At 41.0% G+C, this 12,883-nt stretch carries 10 protein-coding genes; 4 read left to right on the forward strand and 6 right to left on the reverse strand.

Annotation, left to right across the window (positions count from 1 at the left end; translation table 11 throughout):
• Positions 1 to 133 precede the first annotated feature (133 nt).
• Positions 134 to 1,009: an SDR family oxidoreductase gene (locus tag N477_RS02150; RefSeq protein WP_063360974.1), complete on the forward strand. Its 876-nt coding sequence runs from the start codon at positions 134 to 136 to the stop codon at positions 1,007 to 1,009.
• A gap of 43 nt (positions 1,010 to 1,052) precedes the next feature.
• On the opposite strand, the gene N477_RS02155 is transcribed toward N477_RS02150, so the two are convergent.
• The 6 genes from N477_RS02155 to N477_RS02180 form a co-directional block, all read right to left on the reverse strand.
• Complete coding sequence (locus N477_RS02155) at positions 1,053 to 3,389, reverse strand: response regulator (RefSeq protein ID WP_155731769.1); 2,337 nt, start codon at positions 3,387 to 3,389, stop codon at positions 1,053 to 1,055.
• 20 nt (positions 3,390 to 3,409) lie between these two features.
• Complete coding sequence (locus N477_RS02160; protein ID WP_063360976.1) at positions 3,410 to 4,435, reverse strand: cytochrome-c peroxidase; 1,026 nt, start codon at positions 4,433 to 4,435, stop codon at positions 3,410 to 3,412.
• Between the two features lie 422 nt (positions 4,436 to 4,857).
• Complete coding sequence (locus N477_RS02165; protein WP_063360977.1) at positions 4,858 to 5,124, reverse strand: hypothetical protein; 267 nt, start codon at positions 5,122 to 5,124, stop codon at positions 4,858 to 4,860.
• Positions 5,125 to 5,539: 415 nt separating this feature from the next.
• Positions 5,540 to 5,686 (reverse strand): hypothetical protein, encoded by a 147-nt coding sequence (locus N477_RS25865; RefSeq protein WP_155731770.1) that lies wholly within the window; start codon positions 5,684 to 5,686, stop codon positions 5,540 to 5,542.
• A gap of 763 nt (positions 5,687 to 6,449) precedes the next feature.
• Positions 6,450 to 6,641, reverse strand: a complete 192-nt coding sequence (locus N477_RS02175) for a hypothetical protein (protein ID WP_063360979.1) — start codon at positions 6,639 to 6,641, stop codon at positions 6,450 to 6,452.
• Between the two features lie 928 nt (positions 6,642 to 7,569).
• A complete protein-coding gene (locus N477_RS02180; protein ID WP_231098067.1) occupies positions 7,570 to 8,670 on the reverse strand; it encodes a hypothetical protein in 1,101 nt (366 codons plus the stop codon).
• A gap of 239 nt (positions 8,671 to 8,909) precedes the next feature.
• Here N477_RS02180 and N477_RS02185 point away from each other — a divergent pair, with 239 nt between their 5' ends.
• The 3 genes from N477_RS02185 to N477_RS02195 all read left to right on the forward strand — a co-directional run bounded on the left by N477_RS02185 (position 8,910) and on the right by N477_RS02195 (position 12,867).
• Positions 8,910 to 9,401, forward strand: coding sequence for a sigma-70 family RNA polymerase sigma factor (locus N477_RS02185; RefSeq protein ID WP_081216379.1), 492 nt, complete (start codon positions 8,910 to 8,912; stop codon positions 9,399 to 9,401).
• Positions 9,401 to 10,318 carry a DUF4880 domain-containing protein gene (locus tag N477_RS02190; protein WP_063360981.1) on the forward strand — a complete coding sequence of 306 codons (918 nt, stop codon included), beginning with the start codon at positions 9,401 to 9,403 and terminating at the stop codon, positions 10,316 to 10,318. The genes N477_RS02185 and N477_RS02190 overlap by 1 nt, the downstream gene beginning before the upstream one ends.
• A 107-nt stretch (positions 10,319 to 10,425) precedes the next feature.
• Positions 10,426 to 12,867, forward strand: coding sequence for a TonB-dependent siderophore receptor (locus tag N477_RS02195; RefSeq protein WP_063360982.1), 2,442 nt, complete (start codon positions 10,426 to 10,428; stop codon positions 12,865 to 12,867).
• Positions 12,868 to 12,883: the final 16 nt, after the last annotated feature.

The raw sequence follows: 12,883 nt of genomic DNA on the forward strand, positions 1-12,883 counted from the left end.
ACCCGACACACTTGGCTCACCCACTGCGAATTAATATTACTAATACCTAAATAAAAGTAATTAATTTCATTAATACCACTAACATCGATAATCTAAACGCAATTCAACAGAGAGCTAATTTTGGAGTAAAGATATGACACAGTCTGTTTTAGTTACCGGTTCTAACAGTGGTTTTGGATACCTGATCGCAAACACCCTTGTTCGCCAAGGTTTTAAAGTGGTGGGCACAATGCGTGACCCTCAAGGGCGAAATGCATCGATTGCCAACGAGCTCAAAGCCAACGGCATCATGGTTATCGACATTGACGTCACCGATGATAAAAGCGTGACTGACGGCGTCGCTTTAGCCATCGAGCAAGCCGGGCATATTGATGTTGTGATTAATAACGCTGGTGTGGGCACATTGGGCTGGCAAGAAAGCTTTGATATTGATGACTTCAAAAAAGTATTCGACATCAATGTATTTGGCGTACAGCGCATGACGCGTGCGATATTAGGGCACATGAAACAGCGTGGTAGCGGTACACTTATTCAAGTATCAAGTATTCTAGGTCAGTTTGTATTGCCATTTTTGGGCTCTTACAATGCCACCAAACACGCCGTGGAAGGATTGGCAGAGAACTACAGAGTAGAGCTTTCTCAATTCGGTATCCAATCTCTTATTGTACAGCCAGGTGGTTTTGGTACCGACTTTGGCGCAAATCTATTGCGTTCAAGTGATAAAGCAGTCACTCAAAGCTATGGTGAGTTTGCCGATGCCCCCGAGCAAATGTGGGCAGGCACTGAAGCCGGACACGATGCGGATACAGCCCCGAGTCCACAAATGGTTGCCGACGCAGTACTTGAATTATTGAAGACACCAGCAGCGGAGCGTCCGTTTAGAACCACAGTGGATGGCTCAGGACTTAATCCGGTCATTGAAGCAACCAATCAAGCAAGAGAAGCGGCGATGCAACATATTTATAAGCTATATGATATGGACCACCTGCTAACATTAAAGCAAAACTAGACCCCAACCTTCCTCGTAGCCTCCCCTTGGCTACGAGGTCTGATTATGAATTTAACTCTGTCATATGATGTTTAAACACCGCTTCTAGCTCATTCATTTTAAATGGCTTACCCAAGTGACCATTCATGCCAATTGCTAGATATTTGTCCACTTCAGATTGCATAACATTTGCCGTAAGCGCGACGATTTTTAGTTGCTCCGCAGTATATTTTTCACGTATACGTTTGGTCGCTTCTACACCATCCATGACTGGCATCTGAATGTCCATAAATACAATATCAAAACGCCCTTGCTGCTTTGTGATTGTGTTCACCGCCGCTTGACCGTCTTGTGCAACTTCGACCTCAACACCTGTAATACGTCCCAGTAACTTGAGCGCAACGATCCTGTTGATTTCATTGTCTTCAACCAGTAGTACGCGCATGCTGTTACCTTGCAGCACATCAGAGCCCACATCTTGTGACTTTTTACCTTGCTGCTTATCTGTGACTTCAGGATTTAGCTGTTTTGGCTGCTTTTTCGGCTGCGACGTCATTGTTTCCGTTGTCAGCGCTTCAATCAAATCTCTTTTCAATAGCGGCTTGTACAAAATCGGAAAGCCCGACCCAGTCTCAATGCTCTCTCTGGTATGGGCTGTATAAATCACGACTTTTTTAGGCAAGTTGTTTTGCTCACTGAGCTTATTTAACAGTTCATTGGCTTCACAGTCAGGTAAAACCCAATCGACTAATAAAGTATCAAATGCCTGCTCTGTTAATATTGATTGCGCATCTTGTCCGGTCGTCACCCCTGTCACTTGCAGTCCAATCGAGTGTGCAATATTTTGACTTATCTCTAAATAAATAGGGTCATCTTCAACAATTAAAATTGAGCCAGATAACATCTGATGCTCAATCTCTGCTTGAGCACCGGTCACAAGTTCAAGAGGCAGTTTCACCGAGAATTGAGACCCTTTACCCAACTCACTACGTACCAGAATTTCTCCTCCCATTAACTCTGCAAGCAGCTTGCAAATGGTCAATCCAAGTCCCGTACCACCATACTTTCGTGTGGTCGATGACTCTGCTTGTGTAAAGCGCTCAAATAACTGCTCCACTTTATCTGCCGCAATTCCGATGCCAGTATCTTCAATGGCGACCAAAACCCAGACCTTATCCCCATCTTGCTGCTGTTGCTTTACCCTGAGTGTAATCGTTCCCTCTTCAGTGAATTTGACCGCATTCGACGCAAAGTTAAGCATAATTTGATTAATTCTAACCGGATCACCAATATACTGTTTGCTAAGTGTTGGGTCTAAATCAAAAACCAGTTTCACGCCCTTAGTATTGGCAAGTGGGGTAATTAAAGAACGTAAATTATCCAGTAAGTCTTCAAATTGAAACGGAACATGCTCAATATGCAGCTTTTTAGACTCAATTTTAGAAAAGTCCAAAATATCATTAATAATGGTGGTCAACGCATTGGCTGAGAAGCGCACCTTCTCAAGGTAGTTGCGCTGCACACCCGTTAGCTCTGTTGAGAGCAAAATATCTGTTAGGCCCAAAATCCCATTCATTGGCGTACGAATTTCATGAGACATGTTAGACACAAACAGAGATTTGGTTTCTGCTGCTTGGTTCGCCATAAAATTCGCTTGTTTTAAGTCAACTAACAGGCGAGCGAGTGCAAGAATAATCAGTAAAAAAATCACACAAATAAGTAAAAAAAGAGCACGCATCATTTGCCACTTAACAGTATCAATTGACTGAGAAACACCATTAATATCACGCAAGATAACCATCGCAACATCGCTTTGTTGAATGGGCACAAGTAAATTGGATGCTTTAAGTGCATTTTCCAACACAAACTCGATATGCAGCCGTAGTACTCTCAGTTTAGGCGCTTGAGACTCTCTCTGCTTTAGCTGAGATACCAAAATGGATAACTGGTGGTTAACACCATCAACCACTGGCACAGAATTGGTGACATGGAGATTAGAAACCAGCGCAACACTGCTGCTGATCAACGCTTGTGTATCTGCATCAAAGTCATCTTTTGCCAACTCAAGTTGCGCAATATATCGATATGATGTTTTCAACATGGATGCCAATTGCATATAGGTATCTATGATATTTTTAAACTCGTCGAGTGACGACTTAAGCTCAGTACTTAATCTTGCATTAAGCATGAGCTCATTGATCACGCGTTCAAACTCTAACTGCTTCTGAGCATGTCTATCAAAGTGATAGACATTGCGGTCCATTGCAGAAAAAGTCTCCAGAGACAACTCCGTCGCGATGCCTTGAAGCTGCCTTTTCAACTTAAGCTCTTGCTCATGGTGCGCACTAATAAAATAAGCATCAATTGCCTGAGCGCCAAACATCCAAATGAGTACTAGCAAACATCCTTCTATTAAATATTTCACTCGGCTAAAGACCTCGGCAACTCTCCTGAAAATGATTGCAGTAACGCCTCAATATCCGCAACATCCTCATCACTTAAATCCAAACCCAATTGACCTCTTGCCATAATGCGGATCGCATCAGACAAACTGTCAACCGACCCATTATGAAAATAGGGTGCAGTCAACGCCACATTACGTAAACTGGGCACTTTAAAAACGTACTTATCTTGCGGGTTTTGTGTCAATTCATAGCGCCCGAAGTCATCGAGCAACTGAGCCGGCACTTTATCTAAGCGCCCCACTTTTTGATATAAGTTCCCACCTATATTTCGCCCTTGATGACAAGTAACACAACCGTATGATACAAACTTGTCATACCCTCGCTGTTGCTGAAGCGTCAAAGCACTGCGGTTGCCAAGCAAAAAGTCATCAATTGGGCTGTTTTGAGAAATAAGAGACGCCTCAAATGCGACTAAGGCTTTGATAATATTGTCTGCTGTGATCCCATCGCTTGAAACCGCATTGAAACTTTTTACAAACCCCGGTTGGCCACTGAGTTTTTTTATCACCTCTTGCCAGTTAGTACCCATTTCCATCGGGTTATGGATAGGCTCGGGTGTTTGCGACTCTAAATTTGGGCTACGACCATCCCAAAATTGCCTAAAATTGAGTACGGAATTAATCACAGTAGGAGAGTTACGGGTACCAAGTTGCTGCTTAATACCAACCGACACAGGAAAACCATCATCTCCGCCATTGTAAAGGTCATGACATGATGCACAAGATACCGTGTTATCCGATGAAAGTAAGGGGCTTTTGAATAAAGCTTTTCCTAATTGCGCCCATGCAACATCGTACTCCTTTACCACAGGTAAGGGTTGGATAGGGGCATCTACGCTCAATTCTTGGTAAATAATTTCTGTAGAATGAACCTCTTCATCCTGTTGCCATTGATGCTGCTGTGACGCTTTGAACTTTGCAAAAAGCACAGCCACGATGAAAAGCAAACACACAGTTACAAACACCACATATCTACTACTCATAACGCATCCTTGGTACCTATCCTAATTAGTTTGACCATGCAACCTAGTATAGACATTAACAAACACTTTAACTGGAATTTTTAAATAAATCGCATGCATGGCTTGAGACATTACACGTAGTAAGTCGCTGATGAGATGAGCTATTAATAGACTATGTATATCTGCGATACCTTATTCAGTCAGCTTAAGAATCACTTATGATTTATCCACATACCGTTAGGTAAATGCAACGCCAACATTTCTCTTACCAGACTGGGTAGCCCATTTCATCGAAAAGTGCGTCCAAGTCTTACTGTTAAAGTTTACACATTCATTAGGTGCTAATTTTAACTCTAAATGTGTTTCGAATAGCGATAAGCAATCAAACTTCTAGTCCCACCCCCAACGTGTCGCAGCATTATCGACATCGCTGGGACCGCCGCTCAACGGCGTGATTGATAACTGTAGTTGCAACAGCAGTTGGTAGTATGCTTCATCTGATGTTTTTCATAGCTTGCTACACTGTCCCAGTAACTGTAGACGTTTTTATTCAATGCTTTTGAGTAAGTGAGATGCAGCGAACTCAGTACATTATATGCTTTTATATTTAAACCACTTTGTGTACTTACACCCACCGCGGCCAAATCGAGCTCGCTAGGTATAATGTCATTAGGTATCGATTTATACTGTACGAATTCAATATTAAACATTCCTTTACTTCATTCTGCTTTTTATCTTTATACTCACTTATGTATCATGCTGGTCGCTGAGCATACTAAACCTCACAGCTTCAATCATATGCCATTCCAATGAAAGCAGCCTCTGAGCCATTTTGTTGCTCCATACGTCACTTCGAGCTTCTCTTTTCTTTTCTTTTCTTTTCTTCAAGTATAGTTCCAACCGCTTGTGTATTCACCTCCCCCCTTTTTGCCTGCGCGCTTTGCGGATGTTGATATATACTTTTTTCAACAACGTTTAGCCATCGATAAAACCGTTTAATTTGACAATCAAAGAGTTGGTAAATAAATCACCTGTATTTAAGCCAACGAATAAACGTTTATTTGAAAGTGATGTTATATCGGATTAATTCGTGATTATTACCGCTAATTTAGAAGAAGTTACTTACTATGATTGAATGAAGTTACTCAACGCGTTACGCGTGATTTCAACACTTTTTGGCGAACCCGCAGATCCCGACGCATGTAAGGCATAGATGAGGTCATCATTATGCTTGCCCACTACCCTATCATTACCTGACTGAAATAAAATCATATCTATGGAGTCAAACAAGTATTGTGTTGTCTCAGCGCTAGGGAAAGGTGATGCCGCCCAGCACCACCATGAAAATAAAACCTTTAAAAACAATGAATTAAAAAATAATTAAGCATTCAAAATACAAGCTACTGTTGATAACACGCTGTACCAATTCCTACTCGCTGCTTTGAAAAGGCTTCAAATATACGAACCACTCTCACATATAAATACTATGACAATTGATTGATGTTCATTTAAATTAAACTCACGCGTGAGTAAAACCATATGAGTTAAGTTGTTTTGTGCCCCCCTAACAAATAAAGACCAATTTATTCAATGAAAAAACAACAAGCTCTTGAAAAATACATTATAAACAAGTGCTCGGTGGGAATGAGTCACCCATTAATCTGATAGCGCTGATTCACGGTACCTACTTGTGAAACGACCAAAAAGACAATATAGCTCTCTTAAAAACTAGATAAGTGAGAAATAGGTAAAATAAACAATCATAATCGCGCTTTATGTTAACTAAAAATTCAGCGAGTAAAAGCTATAATAAGAACGATATTGATTTTTTAGTACTTAAAAAACAATAAGTAAGCTGCGATTAACATATTTTTTAGTACACACAAGAGACAATAGTGAATCTTAAGGTGTATACAATAAGTCATACTTGTAAGTGTATTGAAAATAACGTGAGGTTTACTTACAACACCCTCATAAATAATAAAACGCCAGTGAACTTACGAGCGCTCTTTTCTGGCGATTCATATATTTAATATCATTCACAATGCAAACTCTCAGCTCCCTCTAAAAAAGCAACACTTTCAATGACACGACTGCTCATATGTATGCCATTGACACCATCTTGTCTACCTTGAAGATAGCCTTGTTTATAAGCTAATTTGATCAGTTCACTCTCTCTTTGAGAGACCGCTCCTATATCTTTAAATTGTACAGTTTGAGTGTTCATATCATTCTGTTTCCTTATCCTCTTCTATTGCTCAAAGTAACACAATTGATTTTTGGATAGAAGTAAACAAAGCTATAAAAACGTGAATGTTGTAACAATTTACAGGGTCTTTTGTACAAAAAACAAACCCCATTAAAAAATTCCATAACCGCCTATTTTTCACGATTTAAAATTTCAATCCGTATTACTCTAGACAAACTATTATTATCTTAAAGTGCACAGTATAAACAAAAACTAAATCGGCTAGTCAGTACGTATTATTCAAAATAAGTGAAAGCAGAATTGAAAAGAGGTAGCTAAAAAAGTTATGCTCTCCAACGAGATAAGTTAAAAAACAAACCGTAAGACTTTGTTATATATAAATTTATTTTTCATATTTGGCAAAATTGCAACTGTTTGGAATTACTATAATTTTTATAAAAAACAACCATATGAAAAACTAGCCTATCACTTCATTACTTTTTTTAAAAAGTTAAATTAGTGTATTGATGCAGATACATTCAAATCGCTGTGAAAAAGATAAGCTCACAGAGTAACGCTGACGAAATTGAAAAACTCCCCGATAATCACACGATTCTAAAATGAGAAAAGGTAACAATAGATGCCTCAATTGATAGATCTAATTCTGAGGCTAGCTTATCTTATTTAATGGAAGCCAATTGTCCCCCCCCTGAATAGTCAACATAATTAAATAATACATAGCATGGAAATTGAACCACAAAGAGGCTGAGTCAAGTCTGTCTGAAAATCATAAAAAGTAATAAAGCTGAGTCAAGTCTGTCTGAAAATCATAAAAAGTAATAAATGAGAGGGGTTAAGTTGCTCAGCTCTATGTCTCATTATCCATCCGGTGACTGGACGGAGACAAAATGCAAACAAAAAAGCAAGAAGCGCATTTCTTGCTTTTTTTTGGAAACTTTGCTGGCGCCTAGCGCAGTTTATTTAGCAAGCCTTCCAATGCCTTATTAACTTGAGTATGATCATCCCAATCTAACTGCTCCCAATCGATATCTGTATCGAGTGTAGAAACATCCAAGAAAAGCAGCTTTTTCAAAACGTCTACTTGAGTTATTTTCTTCAAGTTATACGTTTTATTTTTTCCATTTGGTGTCGTTTTACCGGACAAACGAGCAACTATTGTTTCACCTATTTTCTTCTTATCACCAAGATTTAAGACTTTTTTATCGTGCAATTCTCTGTAGTTTTGCTCGCACTCTAAAATGATCTTTTTAACCTTAACAAACGACGCGCTCAAACCTTTTTCATATGCGTCAATCACCTCTGAATAGCGAGTTAACACATTGTAGTTATCGAATGCGCCCATTGAGACACCAAGATTTTTCGCCTTATCTCTAATGGTCATCTTTTTTTCGCCAATTTTTAGCCTTGCTTGATCAATGCCATCAATTTCTTGCATTGCTGATAAAAAGGCTTGTAACTTGCCGTATTGTGGCAAATCTTCTCGACTCGCATTTTCTTGAAACTGCTTTACTTTGTATAACAACGGTTTTGAGTCATACACCTTGAATTGCGCGGCATGATCAAGACCAAAGGTAAAGATCAAAGCAAAAAAACGTCTATGCCCCGTAAGAATTTGATACTTATTCCCTTCTAAAGGGTATACCGTTGGTGCCTGAATAACTTCAGAAACAGAAATGTTTTCACCAAGCTCAATAATAGACTCAATAGTTTGGTTGGCTTTTTTCCAGTCGCTAGAAGCATATTTTAGACAGTTAATAATACAGTCTTTGCCTATTATCACTTGCCCTTCAGCATCGTATAGATCAACTAATTGCTTTTTGGTTAGTTTACGCTCGATAAACTGTCTAGCATGTTCATTTTCAATGAAAACACTGGGTAAAAAACGCGCGTTAGTCGCGTCTGGCACGATCAAATTCAAAAATAGAGATTGGTACTCAAAACTTTCACTGTGAAGTTTTTGACTATTGCTCAAAGTCGCTAAAATTAAATCGTCTCTATTATTAACCATGTTGAATCGAACTATATTGCGTTGTATTTGGGGAATCATATCACACCTCAAAAAGGATGCCACTTTGTGCACTTATTTACTCAAAGTGATGATATCGCGAGGAAGAGTCTGCCCCAGTTAGACCTACCTCCCAGTAAATTTGAGTAGGTTCCACACCAAAGGCTCAAAGCAATGTTCAAAGACCCCTTATTAGAAACAACCTTCTCTTGCTTATATTGCATTAAAGTTTATAATTGCGAACAATTTTTATTCCTATTGAGAAAGGCGAAGGAGTTGTTTTGCAAATAACGTCTTTATATCAAGACCATCATTTATGGTTAAAGCAGTTTTTATATCGCAAGTTAAATTGCCAAGCTCAAGCCGCTGACATCGCACAAGATACCTTTCTCAGGATTTTAAACAAACAAAAAAACAATACACTTGAGCAAATACAATCACCTAAAGCCTACCTAACTACTTTAGCAACCGGGCTGGTAAACAATCATTGGCGCAGGCTCTCTATTGAGCAAGCCTATTTAGAGACGCTTGCTGCACAGCCACAGCACTTAGCGCCAAGCCCCGAAACGCAACAGCAAATTGTGGATTTATTAGAACAATTAGCACAAGTTTTAGAAAAGCTGCCGCAGCGTGAGCAACAAGTCTTTATTATGGCCCGTATTGACGGTATGGCGTATAAAGACATTGCAGAGCAATTACAGATCACGGTTAACATGGTGCAAAAATCGATGTGTAAAGCGGTACTTGCCTGTATTGAAGTACAGACTCAATAATGCAGCAAAATCATGACGTCCTTGAGCAAGCGATTGAGTGGTATGTAAAACATGAAACCGCCCCCTTATCGCTGGCGCAAAAACAAGATTTTGAGCAATGGCTAAACGAACACGACAGCCACCAGCAAGCCTGGCAGCAAGTAACCCATTCACAGCAAATCTTTGCAAACTTGCCGCTATCATCAGCGCAATCACTGTCGACGATTACCAAGGCAAATCAAAGCCGCCGTCATGTCTTAAAATCTATCGCCGCATTGTCTATATCTAGTTGGCTCACTTGGCGATATCAAAAAGAGTTGGGGATCAGCGCGCACTTGGCAGATCACCATGCACAAATTGGCGAACAATTGCAGTTGACGCATTTAACGCAAGCTCAAGTTGCCCTAAATACGCACAGCGCCATAAACTTAGACACAAACACGCTTTGGCTCAAATATGGGGAAGCGCATATTGTCTGCCAAGTGCCCTTGGCTATCTCGAGCCCTCATTGCCACTTTAATGCCGAACTTGGCGATGAATTCATTCTCTTTGATGACGATAAACAAGTGCGCTTTAGTGCCTTAAATCAGCGTTTTGATATTGTCGCTCATGGGCAAAGTTATACCGTAGACAAAGGCCATACCCTCATCGCCGACCGCAATAGCACACGCATTGTTGAAACACCCAGACACATGACAAGTTGGACCAAAGGCATGCTCAGTGTGTCTCAAATGCCGCTTAAGCAATTTATTGCAGAACTATCTCGCTATTTGCATGGCAGTATCAGAGTTGCGCCAGCGGCTGCTCAATTGCATATTAGCGGCACTTTTTCTCTGACAGATCCCAAGCAAATCCTATCGCAAATACTCAGTACCTTCCCTGAACTGACACTCAATGGTGTGCCAAATGTCTGGCAGGTAATTAATAAAAAACCATAAATTTCAATATTGTAAGAAAAATTAAAAAATAAATTGAAAAAATTTGGCAGATTTTGGCTGCTCACGGGGCATAGAGAGTGACACATTATTTTAAACTAAGGAAAATCATGGTTGCTCAGCCTATTAAATCATTTAAATTTAGCCTACTCGCAGCGAGTCTCTCGGGTGTACTGCTTGCCTCTCCCATGCACACTATGGCAGAGGATCAAGTCCACGCGTTAAATTTACCTGTGAGCACGCTTGATCAAGCAATTTCAGAGTTGGGAGAGCAAACGGGTACTTCTATTTCAGTCAACAGTAAGCTAAGTAAAGATCTCAGAAGCAACCAGATTTTAGGCAATTTGAGCGTTCACCAAGCCATCACCCAATTATTGGCCGGCACTGGACTCAGCTTTGCAAAAACAGACACCGGCTACGTCATCTATGATGCGGATACTGACGCGCCTGTCGCACAACTACCCGATATGCATGTCAAAGCCGTTGAAACCATCGAGATTTTAGGTCAGCCCATTGAGCGTAGCTCCTCACCAACTGGGCTTGATTTATCTGTTAAGGAAACCCCTCAGTCAATTTCAGTCTTAGATGCTAATTTTATTGAATATTATGGACTGGATGATGTTGAAGATGTGCTCAACAATAGCGCGGGTGTTTATCGCTATAAATATGGTACATCAGACGATACGCTGTTTTCTTCTCGCGGTTTTTACGTCAATGAATATGTTAAAGACGGCATGCCAGCAGGTTTTTCTCGCGGCCAAGAATTTCGCTTAGACAGTGCCGTTTATGACTCAGTCGAAGTACTGCGTGGTGCGGCTGGTTTAATGGCGGGTGCAGGTGAGCCATCAGCAACCGTAAACCTTATCTCTAAAAAACCAACACGCGAACGTTTACTGAATGTCTCAGCCGAGCTGGGTAGCTTCAACCACAAACGCGCTGAGCTAGATGCCAGTAGTGCCTTAACCGAAGACGGTAAATATGCGGCACGCGTTGTCTTGGTATTAGAAGATGGTGATACCTATGTAGATAGAGAAGACACCCAAAAGCAGGTGTTCTACACACAGTTTCATGGCTATTTTGGCGCACAAGAGCAAACTGAAGCCGCTTTGACACTTCACCACCAAAAACTAGATCATCATGGTGTGCAGTGGGGAGTGCCTATTTTTTATAACGATGGCAGCCGTACAGATTTACCCGCATCAACTAACCTCGCCTCGCCAAATGCATTTCAAAATAGAGAGCATACTGGTTATACCTTTAAGATCTCTCACCAGTTAAACCTTGATTGGCAGCTCAATGGTGCAATTTACCACGGAACCAATGATTTAGAGTCTATTTTCACCTACTTCTCATCATCCGCAGATCCTAAAACAGGTCTTGGCCTATTTGGTATCGATTCACTTTTTGCCGATGAAGGCGAAGTAACGACTATGACAGCCAGTGCAATCGGCCGAATTGAACTGTTTGATCGCGAGCACCAAATCAATATTACTTACTTAAACAACGAGACAGAATATACAAATGTAACGTACGAAGAGGAAACACCTGAAGGTCGTCGTGCTTTTTACCCAATGGCAAGCGTGTTTGACGCTAACCCTGCTCGAAACATACAAGCGCCAAACATCAATCAGAAAATCATGGACAGACTGGAAGCCGTAGATGAAGAAACATTAGCACTGAGCACCAATATCGATGTGCATGATCAGGTCAATGTGATCGCGGGTATCAAGTTTTATAAATTCAAACAAAACAATAAAAACTATACGTCTTGGCAAGGCCACTCGGCTTCTTCGTCGTCTGATGATGGCGACAGTAAGTACTTAGGTCTAGTATACAGTCCCCTCGACACTTTAAACATCTATGCAAGTTACACGGATACATACAAGCCTCAACCCGGCTTGGTTGATGTTAACCTAGCACCAATTGAAGCCATTACCGGCCAAAATATTGAACTTGGACTCAAGCTGGCGCTATTTGACGATAAATTTAATATCAACTTTGCTGCATTTGATACTTTGCTGAAAAACGTCGCGGAAGCCATTCCAGAGTATGCCAATGCAACCCCCATTCGATACCGCCAAGTCGACGGTGCAAACTCAACCGGTTTTGAGCTTGAAATCGCGGGTGATATCACTGAAAACTGGCAACTTAACGCCAGTTATAGCGAGTTCTCACTAGAAGATCAGCAAGGTGAAGACGTCAACAAAGAAGCGCCACGCAAGCTGCTTAAGTTAAACACAAGCTATCAATACCATGATTGGCGAGCAGGCCTTGGCTTGCAGTGGAACGATGACACCACAGTCAACGTATTGGCACCTCGTGGCGTTGACCTAGGGCTACCAGCGGGTACTCGACGTGGTTCACTGGCCGATACCAAGCAAGGTGAAACCCTGGTTTCAGCTCACCTTGGTTATCAGGTCACCGAGCAACTGGATGTGAAGGTACATGTGCGCAACCTATTAGATGAGTCTTACTACGATACATACGGGTTTGTACCTAAAAAAGCGGGTTCCCCACGTACTTGGGTCATCAACGCCAACTATAAATTCTAATAACAATAAGGCGGCG

Origin of the sequence: Pseudoalteromonas luteoviolacea H33-S (genome assembly GCF_001625695.1) — a bacterium.
Taxonomy (GTDB): domain Bacteria; phylum Pseudomonadota; class Gammaproteobacteria; order Enterobacterales; family Alteromonadaceae; genus Pseudoalteromonas; species Pseudoalteromonas luteoviolacea_B.